The following is a 16,902-nucleotide window of genomic DNA, read 5'->3' on the forward strand; positions in this document are numbered from 1 at the left end:
TTACTCCTATCTATGTGTCCGTGGATCACTTGCATCGGCTAAGTTTTGACCAACTACGAAGAAGGACAGGGATACCAAGATCAAGGTTGTCAATGGAATCCAGAAAAGGTAAGCGTTGGTAGTTACGTTTTGTGAATAGTCAGAAATCAAGCGTCCCAAACTTGGTACTGTCACAGGAAGACCAAGCCCAAAGAAAGACAGAAAGGCCTCGTAAGAGATAAAGCTTGGAAGCATTTGAGAAGTCGTGGTCACGATAACTGACACCAACTGTGGCATGATATTCTTGGTAACAATTTTAAGAGTTGGTGTTCCCAAAGTACGAGAAGCCAAATTATACTCCAAATCACGGTAACGCATAATCTGAATACGAATTGTATAAGCAATCCCTACCCAGCCAGTGATGGTCATGGCAAATATCAAGTTCCAGAAACCTGCACCGATAGAGTAGGTCAAGACAATGACAATCAAGAGGGATGGAATATTTGAAATGATATTATAGACTTCCATCATGACACGATCAACCGCTTTGGAAATCCCCCAGATAGCACCGACAATAATTCCGATAATCAAGTTAATGACTGTTGCAATAATGGAAATCAGGATAGAATTCCGCGCACCAAACCACACACCGTCAAACAAAGACTTACCATTGCTATCTGTACCAAACCAGTGCTCAGCATTGGGTTTGATATAACGCATGCTAAAGTCATTTACCTTGCTGACATCATTGAAATCAAATTTCGAGAACATGGGATAAATGAAACTCATCAACACGATGGCAATTAGAATCCCTAACATGATAGTCGTTGACTTCTTTTTCAAGAATTGACGTATAACGGAGCGCCAGTATGAATAGGCTGGAGCATCAATCGTTTCAGAGGCAAAATCGTCACGTTTGACAAATTGGAATTTACTTTTATCAATTGTAGCCATTATTTACCTCCTTTAGATGTTAATTTAATACGTGGGTCAAGCATTGTCATCAACACATCACCAATTAAGAGGGCAAAGATTGAAAGACAGGTGAAAATAAACACAAGGCCAACCACCATTGAATTGTTAGACGCCTTAACAGAGTCGATTAACATTTTACCCATCCCTGGGAAGGCAAAGACTGTTTCTGTCAGAGTCGCACCGGCAATGACACCAACGATAGAGGCTGGAATACTAGATACCAATGGTACCATGGCATTTTTGAAAATATGTTTGTTAGAAATTTCTTTCTCAGAAAGACCTTTAGCACGGGCAAAACGGACAAAGTCTTGAGATTGCAAGTCGATCATATAACGACGGATCCAGACAGCTGTCCACGGCGCGCTTAAAAGACCGAGGATAAGAGATGGCAGAACATAAGAACGCCAATCACTTGCTCCCAAAATTGGGAAGGAATCCGGAAGACCTAGAGTAGAACCAGCCAGACGAACGATGTAGACAAGGGCAATCGTTGGCAGGGACATCATAAAGGTCAAGGCAGCTGTTGAAATACTATCAAACCATGTATTTTTCAAACGAGCCATATATGATCCAAGTGGGACCGCAATCAAATAAGAAAGAGCTACACCAATCAGACCAATAATAGCTGAACTGGCGATCATTGATGGATTTTGATAGTTGTTCTTAGTTGCAGTATAGGCATCTCCCTTACCATACTTGGCAATATCCTGAGAGTCTGCTTTACTTGGTGTCTTGTAAGTCCGAGAGTAAATATTGACAGAAGAAGTTTTCTTACCAGTTGGGAATTGAACTTCTGATGATTTAGTCTGACCTTGCCCTTGCGAAATAACCTGAAGTACAGGTGTATTAGCATAAGTAGGGTAAGAATTTCCTAGGTTCAAGCTAACAAAGTTTTGGTGAACAAATGGGAACTGACCATTGAAATATAGAAGGTATTTATGACGAGTACCAGATCCGACGACAGACCAACCAATAGCAGGGTCATTTTCGATTCGGATATAGCGCTCAAGATTTGGATTTTCCTCATCTTGAATCACATTTGGATGGTCAATCTGAATCAGATTTGTGTAAAACTCAATTACACGCTCGTAAACTGGAACTTCACGAACAGCATAGAATTCCTTGCTTTCTTTGAATTGATACAATTTCCAACCTTTGCCAAGTTTCTCAATATAGGCTTCATAGATCTTCTTGTTCTCTTCAGTCGGTTCAGTCGTTACAGATTTATTTTCTTTCTTTGCTTTTTCCTGCAACTCTTTTGTATCATAGTAGTCAACATAGCCCATCCGCTCATAGACTGTATTTTCATAGTTTGTCTTTTTATCTTCGGTTGTGGCTACCTTATTATAGTTCGGGTCTTGTTTGAAAATCAATCTTCTCGGAACCATTGTATAAATAATGGTATAGGTCAAGGTCGTTACCAAGAAAATCGACACAAGTGAGCGTAAAATACGCATAAAAATGTATTTTTTCATTTATCGTTTCCTTTAAATTTCAAAAGAACTTTCTCTCGTTATTAGAGAAAGTTCTAGTGAACGATTTATTCTACATGACTTTCGAGATCTTTTTGTGCTTTCGCATTTGACTCTTCTTTTTCTTTCAGCCATTTCTTACGAGCTGCTTCGTAGTCTTTCTTCGTTACTACGTCATTTGTAACTTTAAGACGTTTGAAGTAAGTAGAACTTGTCTTATTACCAGTTTGGGCATAAGCACCTGAGAATGGCTCGATACGTGAGATAAATGGTGCTGCACCAGGATTTGCCATCAATGGAACAACAAGAGAGTTGTCAGTCAACCAAGCCTGAGCTGCTGCATATTTTTCGTAGCGAGTAACAACATCTGAAGTTTCCTTACCAGCTTCATTTACCAAGCGGTCAAATTCATCTAAACCAACTTGCTTAGCGGCAGCATTGTCTGCTCCCTCAAACCCAAGGTAAGTCTTTGTAGTTTCAGTTGATGTAGTTTTCAAAATATCCAAATAAGTTGATGGATCTTGATAGTCAGGGTTCCAACCAACAGCTGTTGAGATATCCCAATCTTCAGCAGCGGCATTTGGTGCATAGTAAGTAATGTTGTAAAGATCATCTTCTGACATTTGTTGGATATCTACAACAACATTCTCAGCTCCCAAAGTCTTTTCAACAGATTGCTTAAGTGATTGCGCACGGTTAACCATTGGCTTAGAAGTCTGAGCAACTGGAAGATCCAGATGGATTGGGAATTCTACTCCCTCAGCTTGTAGGGCTGCTTTTGCTTTTGCAAACTCTGCTTTTGCTTTCTCAGCATTAAAGAGACCATCTTGACCGTCCTCAAGTTGAACACCTTTCCACTCTTCACCCAAGGCTGCAACTTTTTCTTCTACAACGTCACCGAAAGATTTTTCACCGACTTGAACAAATGAAGGTGGCACATAAGTGTTGCGGACAGCATAAGGAGCGCCCTCTTCACCATTGATTTGTGCTGAGTATGATGTACGGTCGATAGCAAAGTTCAAGGCTTGACGGAAGTCTTTGTTAAGAATGGCTTTCTTAGTAGAAGACTTTTGAGCATCTGTTGTTTTGCTTGTATGATTGTAGCTTTGGCGGTCGATATTGACACCCATAACGGCTACACCGGCACTTGGTGGTGTGAAGAAAATGTTATCCTTGAAATCTTTTTCGATACCAGCATAGTTTGAGCTTGTAGGGTAGAGACGAGCTACCGTATAAGCCTCATCTTTGAAGTTACGAGCAAGAGCATCTTGGTCTTGTCCATCAAAGTAAGCCAACTTAATTGTATCGATGTGGACATTTTCCTTGTCCCAGTAGTTTTCATTCTTTTGGTACTCTACAGCAGATTTAGCTGTGATAGATTTCATCAAGAATGGTCCATTGTAAAGGATAGAAGTTGGATCAGTAGATTGACCGAATTTATCCCCTTGTTTCTTAAGGAATTCTGCATTGATTGGCCACAGGACTTGTGAAGTTGTTTTTGAATTCCACTGTGGCTCAGGTTGGTTAAGAGTGTATTGAAGAGTATGGTCGTCAACTGCTTTAACTCCAACAGTAGAGAAATCGGTTATTTTACCATTTACATAGTCATCCAAACCTTTCACAGATTGTTGCACAAGGTAAAGAGCTTGTGATTTTTTATCAGCTGCATGCTTAAGACCAGTTACAAAGTCCTGAGCAGTCACATCACCATATTCTTCACCTTCTGAAGTGTACCATTTGGCATCTTTACGGATTTTGTAGGTGTAAGTCAAGCCGTCTTTAGAGACAGTCCAAGACTCTGCCATTGATGGTACAAAATTACCATATTGGTCATTTTCCAACAAACCATCTACACCATTTGTCACAAAATCAGCTGTTGAAGCTTTACCAGATGTTACATAATCCAATGTTTCTGGATCAGCACTATAAACATAGTTGTAAGATGTTGCTTCGCTTTTGCCTTTTGATGAGCTAGAACAAGCAGCTAAAACACCTACTGAAAGAAGACTAACTCCAGCCAAAGCCAATACTTTGCTTTTTTTCATACGATTTCTCCTATTTTTGTTTTTAGGTTTACTTAGAATTATAGCACAAGAAATAAAAAAGTAAACTAAATTTTCTGAATATTGCGGTAGTCAAGCGATTACTCTATCCAATCGCTTTTATTAATTTTTCTGATACTATCCTAGGAAAAATTTAGCAAGTCTAAAAATTTATTCAGCAAAAGGGTAGTATAGTCTGGATCATCCTTGAGTTCTTTGATGGAAGTCTGAACCAGCTCTAAATCATCTGTAATCATCCCGTCTACTCCCAATCGAAAGGATTTGATGATACTGTCCTCATCGTTGATAGTCCAGTCATAGAGGCGTTTGTCAGATTCCCAGAGCTTGTTGACAAAGTTATCATCCAAGGTTGAATATTCCATGGTATAGCCAGAAGCCTTGGTTCGTGGAAAGATTGTATTATAAGGTAGGATAAAGAAGCTGGGGATAGAGGAGTCATATTTGACAACCTGATCGATGACTTGGTAGTCCAAGGACTGAATCTGGTGTTGATAAACCTTGATCTTGGCACCATATTTGCTCAAAAATCGTTCCATCATGTCCTTAGAATCTTTCTTGCTCGTCTTGATTTCAATCAAGAGGCGCTGACCGAGTTGATTGGCGCGGGTAAAGTAATCATCAAAACTGGAAATCTTTGCCCGATAGCCATTTTCTGAAATCTCTAGCGAAGTCAACTCTGCCAAGGTTAAGTCTTGAGGTTGGGCATCGATACCTGCCAACTGCTTCAGATTTGCGTCGTGCATCATGACGAACTGTCCATCCTTGGTTTCCTGCACATCCATTTCAACCAAGTCAGGTTTGAGTAAGGCTGTTTTTTCCAATGCTTCTACGGTGTTCTGAATTCCATTTTCCCTCGAAACTCCTCTATGGGAAATCGTAATCGGAACATTTTTCAGAGGGAGGCTTAGATAAACAAAGCCTTCTAAAGCAAAACTCAGAATGGCAATAGTCAGAACGAACCAGCGCATGGGAGACAAGCCTCTTTTAGTAGGATAGTCAGTCAAAGTTTGGTCCGTCAAGAAGGAGACAAATTTGAGGAGGAAATAAGACAGCATAATATAGTAGGCCAACTTGATTAGGACAAAGGCAGCAATGCCACCAAGGAGGGCAATCTCATTTGGTCGGGTATGTGCATATTGCTGTCCTAGTATCGCTGGAACTAAAAGGAAGGTATAAATCAAAAAGCTTTTGATAATAATCCAAAGAAGATGTCTGGTGTAAAAGAAAAGACGATTTTTGGTCTTAGCCAGACTAAAACGAATAGCCTGAGGCACTGTTGCATGCTCAAAAAAGAGCTGAGGAAGAGCGAACATCAGCCGAACTGCGATTAACAGCATGCCGATGACAAGGGCTCCCATGAGAATAGCAAACAGGATATTATTTACAAGATAGGTAATGATAAAATCTGGGATCAAAATTTTATTGAGATAGTAAATCTTCAAAATTTGGCGCAAGAAGGGAAAAAGAAAACCCATATAAAGGACGATAAAGAGCATTTTCCCTGGACCAGCCTTCTTGACAAGCGCAAAGCTATCCTTGAATGTTTTCCCAAGAAAAGCAAAGACTGGCCGATTTTCTTGGTCCAAAAGATTGCGAATTCCCATAAAAATCATGCCGCTCTGGAAATAGGCGACAAAGAGATTGACCACAACAAGGACTAGAAAGGCTAGACCGACCAGCCAATTGGAACTGAGGACTGCCCAAACATTATTGTAGGACAAAAAGAGGTAGCCTGTCTGTTTGAGCAGATACTCTGCTGCATAGGAATTAAAGGGAATCCAAGCGTACTCCATCATCATAAAGACCATGAAAAAGAGAACTAGGATTTTATCTAAATTATGATAAAGGCGCTTAAAACTAAGTTTTTCTGGTTTCATTTCACTCTCCTTTCAGCAATTCGTGCGAAACAGGGGGAGGAAAGTTACATCGGATACAAAATTGCTCCAATGAATCCGCTCCTGTTATTGCCGTCTTGGCTCCACTCCTTCCTTGACAAATAAGAGAGTGGGACAGAAATCGGTCATTCGTTAGAATTCGATTTCGTCGTCCCACCTCCGCACAGTTGAGTAGAGCCCACTCAACCACTGCGTCTTGCTCGACAATCCAAAGACAATTGAGAGGCTAGGAATTTTGTCCCAGCCTCTTCTTTCTTATTTACCAAACAAACGAGCGAAAAATCCTTTGTTTTCCTGCTTTTGTACCTTCTCCTTAGCTTCATCCAGCTCCAAAAGAAGGGTTTCCCGCTCGCTCATAGCCTTGGCTGTCAACTGTTGCTGCTGGTCCAGCTGCTTGTCCTTTTCGGCAATTTGCACATCTTTGATACGGAGTTGCTCGTCTTTTTTAGCCAACTGGCTATCTTTAGCTTTTAATTGCTCATAAAGGCGCAAAATCTCAGCATTTTTTTCATCCACTAAGATTTCCATTAACTCGCGCTGCTTGACTTCCTCACTGACAGGCTCATCTTCAAAAATGGTTTTTTTGTAAATTTCTTCTAGCTTAATCAGGCCACTGCGGGTCACGACTGTGACACCTTTTTCATTTTTTTCTGTATCTTCTGGCGGCAAGGCCTTGACACGATTATTGATTGCCTGACGGCTGACTCCTAAAATCTCGGCCAGCTCGCTGACTGTCTTTTCAATTGCCATAATTTCCTCTGAAACTTTTTCTAGATATAGTTACCTAAATCTTATCATATCAAGGCTTAACTGTCAAATAGAGTAAAAAAGTGAAGCAATCTATTGCTCCACTTTCCTAGCTTTCTATAGTTCAACTTGAAAAATTTCCAAGCTCTGCATTTCTTCTTTAGTCAAGCGTCGCCATTGCCCCAGTTCCAGACTTGGATCTAGCTGCAGAGGTCCCATAGACAAACGCTGAAGGTCGGTGACTTCCTTCCCACATGCTAAAACCATCCGCTTCACCTGATGAAACTTACCTTCTGATAGGGTGATACGGACCAGACTGGTCTTCGCTCCTTCATCTCTTTCGATAATTTCGAGCTGGGCAGGCTGACAAGTGAAGTCTTTGAGTTCGATTCCTTGGGCAAAACGCTCAACATCCGCCTGATCCATCAGACCAGCAACCTGAGCTTGATAAACCTTAGCCACATGTCGCTTGGGAGATAGCATAGCGTGTGATAACTGACCATTATTGGTCAAAAGTAGAAGCCCATGCGTGTCCACATCTAACCGCCCCACAGGAAAGACTTCTTTTTGACGGGCAGTATCGTCCAACAAATCTAAAACCGTTTTATGGCGGTCATCTTCAGTGGCGGAAATGACACCCTTGGGTTTGTTCAAGAGATAGTAGACATATTTTTCATAAACCAGGGTCTGACCATCCACCACAATCTGATCCGACCGTTCATCAATCTGTGTCTTGGCTGATGTGACTGCTGTCCCGTTGACCCAGACTTGACCTTTTTTCAATAGTTGCTTGACTTGACTGCGCGAGCCAAGTCCACTTTCCACTAGAAATTTATCCAGACGCATATTCTTCTCCTAAGCAGACTTTTTCTTGAGAATCCCAAAAGCCAGCACTGCCATCAAAACCATCAGGCTTCCCAAAACGCCGAAGATAAAGGAAGCTTGGCTTGAGAATTGACCAATCAAAGACAAGAAAAAGGTTGTAGCTGTAGCTCCAGCACTGCAGCCTAAAATCACAATCGAAGTTGCTTGATTCAAGGATTTGCTAGGGATTCTATCGGAAAGAATATGGAAAATCGATGTCAGACTGACACTATAAACAAAGCCAGAAGCGATGGTCACCACACTCAAGAGCAAGAGATTTGGTGCCAAACCAATCATGATCGCAGTAAGACCAAAGACCACTCCTGCAACCGTCAATAAATTTTCCTTAAAATAATGAAGAAGCGGTGCAAAGGACAAGCCTGCGGCAATACCAATCAACTGCATGGTTGAAAGAATCAAACCTGCCGTCTGAACACTGCCCATCCCAGACTTTTCAACCAGTCCGGGCACGCGCACGTTGATAACCACATTCGTCAAGACAATGACCGCTGCTACCAGAGCTAGGCCGATTGTCAAAGACCACTGTGCAGCTGTCAGTCCTTTACCTCTATGATGCTCCTCATGATGCTTCTCCTCCTTGCCATAAGGAACAAAGAGCAGATAGAGAGCCAGAACAATCAAACCCGAAGCATAGACCAAGAAAGAAATTTCCCAACCAAAGCGAAGCAACTGGCTCACTCCAAGTGTCAAGAGGGCCGTCCCGACAACTTCAGCCGACCCACGTAGACCGAAGGTCTGAATCCGTTCCTTGCCCTCATAACGTTCGCTGATAATCGAGATGGCCTTGGCATTGAGCAAACCAACTCCCATACCAAAGATCAGCCGCGAGGCAAAAATCACCCAATACGCCTTATTCACGAGAGGAACAAAGCCACAAAGAGAAAAAATCAAGAGCCCCGTCACAATCATCTTTCGCTCCGATAAATATTTCTCCACTAGGCCATTTAAAACTAGCATGAGCATAATTCCAGCCGAGGGCAAAGAAACCAGCAATTCTACCCAGCTTTCTGGCAAATCTTTATAAAAAGCAAACATAGCCGATTGGGCGCTGGAAATCGAGAAGGATGTCGTCAACACTAAAGAAAGTGAGAGAATACTCACTTTTTCCATAAACTTTTTCATTCTATTTTCCTTTAAAAATCACACTCATTCTATCATACAGTTTTTTAGAAAAAGACGCAATCATCTTTTCTTAAAAAAATCAGCCATTAAAGAGTACATTCTTTCGAAAAATTTCTCGCCTAATAAAAGAACAAGTCCTTTCTTTATTTCTGGCGGGATTTGTGTTATGATGAAGGGAAGAAAAAGGAGAGAATCATGTCTGTTATTGAAAAAAAATCGGTTATGGATAAATTAACCAAGGCAGCTCATTTGATTGATATGAGCGATATTATTCGTGAGGGAAATCCTACCTTGCGTGCGGTGGCTGAGGAAGTCAGCTTTCCCTTATCTGATCAGGAAATCATTTTAGGTGAGAAAATGATGCAGTTTTTGAAACATTCTCAAGATCCTGTCATGGCGGAAAAAATGGGGCTACGTGGCGGAGTCGGTCTAGCAGCGCCTCAGCTGGATATTTCTAAGCGAATCATCGCTGTGCTGGTGCCAAATCTGGAGGACGAAGAAGGAAATCCACCTAAAGAAGCCTACTCACTGGCTCAGGTCATGTACAATCCTAAAGTTGTGGCCCACTCTGTGCAAGATGCAGCTCTGGCTGACGGCGAGGGTTGCCTTTCCGTCGACCGCGAAGTACCAGGCTATGTCGTGCGTCATGCACGAGTGACCGTGGATTACTTTGACAAGGATGGTCAAAAACACCGCATCAAACTCAAAGGCTACAATTCTATCGTGGTTCAACACGAGATTGACCATATCAACGGCATTATGTTCTACGACCGCATCAACGAAAAAGACCCATTTGCAGTGAAAGACGGCATGTTGGTGCTGGAATAAAGAACTCACATATATCAAATAAAAATACCTAGACGTTTTCACGTCTAGGTATTTCTTTTACATTATTCTAAGTGCCTCGATCCCAGAAAAGAGCCAAGAGGATCACAGCGCCCAAGACTGAGGGAAGAATGGCTGTGTCCGCTAACATTGGTCCCCAGTGGCCAAAAAGCAATTGCCCAAGCCATGAACCAAACCAGCCCAAGAGGATTTTTCCGATACAGCCCATACGCTCCCCGCGGCTGGTAATAGCCCCAGCCATGAGGCCAATAATAAAACCGACAAACATACTACCAATCATATAGGATCCTTCTTTCTATGTTTCTAAGAATTCTTTTCAAGAAGCAGGCGGGAGCTGTCAGATTAAAAGTGCCCGTCAAAACGACTTCAAATCTTAGATTGCCCAATCTCCATTACGGAAGATTGGCACACAGCTACCGTCTTCACGAATACCGTCAATATTCATCTGGTTAGAGCCAATCATAAAGTCCACATGGACATCTGAGCGGTTGAGCCCTGCTGCTTCTAGCTCTTCTTCGGAGAAATTCTCTCCGCCGACTACACTAGTCGCATAGGCCGCACCAATAGCCAAGTGGTTAGAAGCATTTTCATCAAAAAGAGTGTTAAAGAAAGTAATGCCTGACTGAGAAATCGGGCTTGGATCCGGTACAAGAGCTACTTCACCCAAGGCACGCGCTCCAGCATTTTCAAAGACAAGATCCTTCATAACTTGGTCGCCCTTTTCAGCAGTAATGTCCACAATCTGGCCATCCTTGAAGGTCACCTTGATGCCTTCGATGATGTTGCCATTATAGCTGAGTGGCTTGGTGCTGGTCACATAACCTTCAGCTCGGCGGAAGTCTGGTGCTGAGAAGACTTCTTCTGTCGGCATATTGGCAATGAAATATTCACCCTGAGCATTAAGACTGCCTGCTGACTCCCAGTGATGGTTCTTAGGCATGCCCAGTATCAAGTCTGTGCCCGGAGCTGTGTAGTGTAAGGCAGTGAATTGCTCCTCATTCAAGATCTTAGCTTTTGAGCCAAGTTTTTCTTCATGGGCCTTCCAAGCTGCAACTGGATCATCCTCATAGACACGGCAGGTCTTGAAAATCTGATCCCAGAGCAAATCTACTGCTTCCTCATCGCTGGCTGCATTTGGAAAGACCTTCTTAGCCCACTCTGTACCCGCTGCTGCAGCGACTGTCCAGCTGACTTTATTGGATTGGGTCGCGATTCGCATCGGCTTCATGGCTATCCCCATAGCCTTAGCAGAAGCTGATAATTTCTCAGCATCCACGCCATTCAAAGCTCCTGGATCAGATGAACGGACGCCCAAGCGGCTGGCTTTCTTTTCAAGGAGATAGTTCATCTCAGCAATCTTGTATTCTGGGACATTGTCCAAGCGGTCCATCGGTGCATGGAGGAATTTCTCCCGTGTAGTCAAATCATCCGCCCACTGGACGATAACTTCGTGAGTCCCCAGAGCATAGGCCTCCTTGACAATCAAGTGAGCCAACTCGCGCTGCTCCACATCAATATTGAGCGCCACTGTGTGACCCGGCTGCACATTGATGCCATTGGCAACTAATAATTTAGCGTATTTTTCTAGATTTTCTTTAAAATTTGGCAGAACCATTCTGCTTCTCCTTTTCTCTTTTTATTTCTCTTTAAACAAGGACAGCAGGCTAACCGCTGTCACCGTACCGCAAATCAAAGCGGTCATTTTCAAAATCGTATCTGGGTCAAGATCCAGCTGGTAATCAAACACCTTTTGCGCAGGCTTATCCTGAGCGGAAATGGTCAATTTCATAAAAACACCTTTCTTTATTTTAAAAAAATCATCAAACAGACTCAACTGGTTATCCTCAGGCATATTGCCTAGGATGCCCATGTCGTCCATTTTTTCGACTAGGGTGCTAGAGAGGCCGCCACGTTTGCGGAGCTCTGTCTTAGAAAGGAATTCGCCTTCTTCGCGCGCTCTGACCACTTGTCGGGCAACGTTGTCCCCCAGACCGTCCATAGCAGAGAATGGTGGGATAAGAGTATCTCCTTCGATGAGAAACTCAGTCGCGTGGCTCTTGTAGAGATCCAGCTTTCCGAATTTGAAGCCCCGCTCTAGCATTTCATTGACGATTTCCAAGGTCGTATAAAGGTCAATTTCTACATTGGAGGCTTCGTTGTTCTTGCGCTTTTCAGCGATTTCGTTCATCCGGCGTTTGACGGCATCAAGTCCGCCACTCATGGTCTTGATATCAAAGGCTTTAGCTCGGATAGAGAAATAAGCACAGTAGTAATAAATCGGATGATGCACCTTGAAGTAGGCCACCCGCAGGGCCATCATAACATAGGCTGCCGCATGGGCCTTGGGGAACATGTACTTGATTTTTCCACAGGACTCGATGTACCATTCTGGCACATTGTTTTCCTTCATGGCTGCGATGTAGCCATTGCGCTCTTCTTCAGAAATCTTCAGCCAGAGGCCCTTCCGCACGCGCTCCATGATCGTAAAGGCCATTTTAGGATCCAAGCCCTTGTGCATAAGGTAAACCATGATGTCGTCCCGACAACCGATAACGGTGGATAGGTCAGCAATCCCTTGCTTGATCAAGTCCTGAGCATTGCCCAGCCAAACGTCCGTACCATGAGAGAGACCAGACAGCTGTAAGAGCTCGGCAAAGGTTGTCGGATGGGTCTCATCAACCATGCCCCGTACAAAATTAGTCCCAAACTCCGGAATTCCCAGCATACCAGTCGGCGTGCCGATTTGCTCCTGAGTCACACCCAAAATGTCTGTTCCAGAAAAGAGGGCCATGACGCCAGCGTCATCCATAGGAATATCATTAGGATCAATGCCAGACAAGTCCTGAAGCTTCCGAATCATGGTCGGATCATCGTGTCCCAGAACGTCTAGCTTGAGGACATTTTCATCGATATCATGGAAGTTAAAGTGGGTGGTTTGCCACTCGGCCGTCACATCGTCAGCTGGATATTGGACCGGTGTAAAGTCATAAACATCCATGTAGTTAGGGATAACAACGATTCCACCCGGGTGTTGTCCAGTTGTCCGCTTGACTCCGGCAGCTCCCTGCGCCAGACGCTCAACTTCTGCGTCTCGGTAGAACTTCCCGTAGTCGCGCTCGTAGCCCTTGACAAATCCATAGGCCGTCTTAGCCGCAACGGTACCAACGGTACCAGCCCGGAAGGCATATTCTTCTCCAAAAATATCACGGACATCCAAGTGGGCACTTGGCTGATCCTCTCCGGAGAAGTTCAAGTCAATATCAGGTACCTTGTCCCCGTCAAATCCAAGGAAGGTCTCAAATGGAATATCCTGACCATTTTTACTCAGCTTGTGACCGCACTCTGGACAGTCCTTATCAGGCATATCAAAGCCAGAACCATAGGATCCATCCGTGATAAACTCGCTGTATTGGCATTTGCCACAGACATAGTGGGGCGACAGGGGATTAACCTCGGTAATTCCAATCATGGTCGCGACAAAGCTGGATCCGACAGACCCCCGTGAACCTACCAGATAGCCCCGCTCGTTAGAGCGTTGCACCAACATCTGCGAAGCTAGATAAATCACGGCAAAACCATTCCCCAAGATGGAGGTCAGCTCTTTTTCAATTCGCAAGTCCACGATATCTGGCAGCGGATTGCCATAAATCTCAAAGGCTTTTTGATAGGTCAGCTCGGCAACTGTCTCCTCAGCCTTGTCAATGAAAGGCGTATAGAGATCGCCCTTGACCACCTCTACCGGCTCAAAGGTCTCCGCCAGCTGATTCGGATTGGTGATAACCAGCTTCTTAGCCAAGTCCTCACCCAAGAATGCAAATTCGTCCAGCATCTCATTGGTGGTTCGGAAGTGAGCCTTAGGAAGCGGAGCCGGCTGGGCATTTTCACCGTGACCAATGGTACGGTTAATCATGGCTCCCTGACCGAGACTTCGGACGATAATCTCCCGATAGATTTCTTCTTCCGGCTCGATATAGTGGACATTCCCCGTCGCAAGGACAGGCTTGCCCAAGCGATCGCCGACCTCAATCAGATTGCGAATAATGGTCTGCAGTTCTTCTTGGTCCTTGATCTGCTCCTTGGCAATCAGCGGTTCATAGATAGCCGGCGGCATGACCTCGATAAAGTCATAATACTTGGCTACTTCGACAGCCGCATCCACCCCCTGGGAGACAACAGCATCATAGACTTCGCCTTCTGAGCAGGCTGAACCCAGAATCAGGCCTTCACGATGGGCATCCAGCACGGTCCGTGGAATCCGAGGGACACCTTCAAAATACTTAGTATTGGACAGGCTGACTAGCTTGAAAATATTCTTGAGCCCCGTCTGATTTTTCACATAGATGGTCGCATGCTTGACCCGAGCCTTCTTATAAGAATTCTCATCGACCAGATCCGTATTCAAATCCTTGAGATTGGTCACACCATGCTTTTCAGCCACATCCTTGATAAAGATAAAGAGGAGGCGGCCCGTCGCTTCCGCGTCATAGTTGGCCATGTGATGATGCTCCAGAGCAATCTGGAAACGCTTGGTCAAAGGCCCCAGACCATGACGCTTGTACTCTGGATAGAGGTTGCGGGCAAATTCCAGCGTGTCAATGACAGGCTGGGTAATTTTGGGCAGGCCATGACGCTCATAGTTGACATTCATAAAGCCCACGTCAAAGGTGGCATTATGGGCAACGAGGACACTGTCCTGACAAAATTCCTGAAACTCTTTCAGCACCTGCTCCAGTGGCTTGGCATTGCGAACATGCTCATCTGTAATCCCGGTTAGATCCGTCGTAAAGGCCGAAAGAGGATGCCCCGGATTGATAAACTCATCAAACTCAGCAATGATATTGCCCTTGTGCATCTTGCTAGCAGCGACCTGAATCAGGTCATTGTAAACAGCTGAAAGTCCCGTCGTCTCCACGTCAAAGACCACATAGGTCGCATCACTCAGCTCCATGTCCACTTCATTGTAGACAATAGGCACCCGGTCTTCGACAATATTGGCCTCCATACCATAAATCAGCTGAATGCCAGCCTTCTTGGCAGCTTTGTAGCCATGGGGAAAGCTCTGCACATTGCCATGGTCAGTAATGGCGACAGCCTTGTGGCCCCACTTAGCTGCCGTTGCCACGATTTCCTCCACCTCAGGCAGGGCATCCATCGTAGACATATTGGTATGGGCGTGAAACTCAACCCGCTTCTGCCCCTCAGGCATCAAGTCCTTGCGCTCATAGTGGGTAACTTCCTGGACATCCTGCACATTCATGGTCAGGTCGCGGGTGAAGTTGTTCATCTCCACATTTCCGCGCACGCGCAGCCAGGCGCCTTTCTTAATCATGTCAAACTTCTTGGCTTCTTCTTCGTTTTTCATCCATTTCTGCAAGGAGAAGCTGGAAGTATAATCTGTCATCTTGAAGTTGAGCAAGACCCGGCCGGTTCGAGTAACTTTCTGCTCTAGGTCAAAGACCATTCCCTCAAAGACCAGACGGTTTTCCTCAGTCTGAACTTCAATCATCGGGGTAATTTCTGCCTTGTCTAGATTTGGCTTTGCTGCAGCCTTGCGGGCTTGAAAATCGTAGGCTGGTTTTTCCTCTGGCAGCGGTGCCATCTGCTGGAGAGATTCCATGGCCTTGAGCGCATCTTCATTGGCCGCCTGAATAATCTTGTCATTCTCCGCTTGGAAATTCTCCGCTTGCTGCTGGGCCAGCTCATCGCTGTGCTGGACCTGACAGGTCAGATGAGGAAAGCCGTACTTGACCAGCTGGCGACTGAGGTTGGGCAGGTGGTTCTTCCGAAAATGCTCCGTATCAATGGTCGAAGCCCCCTCAATCAGTAACTTATCCCCATCCAAATGAACCTGCAAATCCTGATACAGACTCTTAAAGCCATGGCTGGCACAAGGTCCCTCTTCAAAGGCCAGCTGGTAATAAGCTTGCAAGAGCTCATCGGTCACTTGCGGAGCTGAACAGTGGATTTCAAAGATCGCTTGATTGCCCGTCTTAGAAAACTCTTGAGCTAAGCGCTTCTGCAATTCTCGAAAAATCTCAATAGGCAGAATATTCGCAAAAGAAAAATGAAACTCCCAGACCCGACTAACCTTGTGGACCAGAACCTTCTCAATTTCTGCATTCAAAAAGGCCTCTGAATTTCTCATTTCCAGTGGCATATCCAGTTGATGCATTAAAATTTCAAACTTGTTTGACATGATATTTCCTCGTACAGTAGTGACCCTATTTTACCATAAATCAGCACTTTTTTCGACAGAAAAAGGACAGAGTAATGCTCAGCTCTCCATATCATTATCAAGACTTTTTTCTTGATCCTAAGTTATGATATAATAGAAAAATATTTACTTAAAGGAGTTTTAACCGTGAAGAAAATTCTACTAGCCAGCGCCTGTCTGCTGACTTTGACTGCCTGCAGCATGCCTAAGCAAACTAAGCACGAAAACAAACCCAACCAAAGTCAGAGCCAAAGCAAGCCAAAAAAAGAAGAGAAAGTAAAAACCAAGACTTTTGCTTACAACATGCCTAACGGATACAATAATAAAATTGTTACTTATTATCAAAAAGATAAGATTCGAGCCTTCGATTTTATGGCTACGAAACCGACTCAAGAGGACGAGCAAGGTAAGAGTCCTGAAGAAATCAGCAACATTTATCAAGAAGAATTAAAAGCTGGTGACTTTTATGATAAATTCAGCAAGTTAGATGGAGTCACACTTGAAATCAAAGTTTCAGAGGACAAGAAAACCGTTGCACAAGTTGCCCACTTTGATCTCAGCAAAGCAAAAGAAAAACAAGTCATGGCTGCTTTAGGGGAAACAACTAAAGATAACCTATTCAAAAAGCTTAAGGAAAAGCCCGAAGATTTCTTTGCTTTTCTGCTATCTCAAGGATTCACAGAAGAATGAAATCTTTTCTGACT

Annotated in this window: 12 protein-coding genes; 2 read left to right on the top strand and 10 right to left on the bottom strand. The window is 44.1% G+C overall.

What is annotated here, in order from left to right; all coding sequences use genetic code 11:
• Window positions 1-6: 6 nt before the first annotated feature.
• The 7 genes from oppC to I872_RS06160 all read right to left on the bottom strand — a co-directional run bounded on the left by oppC (window position 7) and on the right by I872_RS06160 (window position 9,138).
• Complete coding sequence (oppC, locus tag I872_RS06130; protein ID WP_015605270.1) at window positions 7-933, bottom strand: oligopeptide ABC transporter permease OppC; 927 nt, start codon at window positions 931-933, stop codon at window positions 7-9.
• Complete coding sequence (locus tag I872_RS06135; protein ID WP_015605271.1) at window positions 933-2,429, bottom strand: ABC transporter permease; 1,497 nt, start codon at window positions 2,427-2,429, stop codon at window positions 933-935. Before I872_RS06135 ends, oppC begins: the two co-directional genes overlap by 1 nt.
• Window positions 2,430-2,494: 65 nt before the next feature.
• Complete coding sequence (locus I872_RS06140) at window positions 2,495-4,471, bottom strand: peptide ABC transporter substrate-binding protein (protein ID WP_015605272.1); 1,977 nt, start codon at window positions 4,469-4,471, stop codon at window positions 2,495-2,497.
• Between the two features lie 140 nt (window positions 4,472-4,611).
• Window positions 4,612-6,366: a glycerophosphoryl diester phosphodiesterase membrane domain-containing protein gene (locus I872_RS06145; protein WP_015605273.1), complete on the bottom strand. Its 1,755-nt coding sequence runs from the start codon at window positions 6,364-6,366 to the stop codon at window positions 4,612-4,614.
• A 273-nt stretch (window positions 6,367-6,639) separates the two neighbouring features.
• A complete protein-coding gene (locus tag I872_RS06150) occupies window positions 6,640-7,134 on the bottom strand; it encodes a DUF536 domain-containing protein (protein ID WP_015605274.1) in 495 nt (164 codons plus the stop codon).
• A 114-nt stretch (window positions 7,135-7,248) separates the two neighbouring features.
• Window positions 7,249-7,977: a pseudouridine synthase gene (locus tag I872_RS06155; protein WP_015605275.1), complete on the bottom strand. Its 729-nt coding sequence runs from the start codon at window positions 7,975-7,977 to the stop codon at window positions 7,249-7,251.
• Between the two features lie 9 nt (window positions 7,978-7,986).
• Complete coding sequence (locus tag I872_RS06160) at window positions 7,987-9,138, bottom strand: MFS transporter (protein WP_015605276.1); 1,152 nt, start codon at window positions 9,136-9,138, stop codon at window positions 7,987-7,989.
• A 195-nt stretch (window positions 9,139-9,333) separates the two neighbouring features.
• On the opposite strand from I872_RS06160, the gene def reads away from it, so the two are divergent.
• On the top strand, window positions 9,334-9,966 hold the full coding sequence (gene def, locus I872_RS06165; protein WP_041826812.1) for a peptide deformylase: 633 nt from the start codon (window positions 9,334-9,336) through the stop codon (window positions 9,964-9,966).
• Window positions 9,967-10,033: 67 nt separating this feature from the next.
• Here the strand turns inward: def and I872_RS06170 are convergent, their stop codons facing one another.
• The 3 genes from I872_RS06170 to I872_RS06180 form a co-directional block, all read right to left on the bottom strand.
• Window positions 10,034-10,264 (bottom strand): GlsB/YeaQ/YmgE family stress response membrane protein, encoded by a 231-nt coding sequence (locus I872_RS06170; protein ID WP_005591872.1) that lies wholly within the window; start codon window positions 10,262-10,264, stop codon window positions 10,034-10,036.
• 93 nt (window positions 10,265-10,357) lie between these two features.
• The gene (locus I872_RS06175; protein WP_015605278.1) at window positions 10,358-11,599 is read right to left on the bottom strand and encodes an aminopeptidase; all 1,242 of its coding nucleotides are present in this window, start codon (window positions 11,597-11,599) and stop codon (window positions 10,358-10,360) included.
• Window positions 11,600-11,620: 21 nt separating this feature from the next.
• Entirely contained in the window at window positions 11,621-16,180 is a 4,560-nt protein-coding gene (locus I872_RS06180) for a PolC-type DNA polymerase III (RefSeq protein WP_015605279.1), read from the bottom strand.
• 165 nt (window positions 16,181-16,345) lie between these two features.
• Between I872_RS06180 and I872_RS06185 the strand changes: the two genes are divergently transcribed.
• On the top strand, window positions 16,346-16,888 hold the full coding sequence (locus tag I872_RS06185) for a lipoprotein (protein ID WP_015605280.1): 543 nt from the start codon (window positions 16,346-16,348) through the stop codon (window positions 16,886-16,888).
• The last annotated feature ends 14 nt before the right edge of the window (window positions 16,889-16,902 follow it).

The organism is Streptococcus cristatus AS 1.3089, assembly GCF_000385925.1.
Taxonomy (GTDB): domain Bacteria; phylum Bacillota; class Bacilli; order Lactobacillales; family Streptococcaceae; genus Streptococcus; species Streptococcus cristatus_B.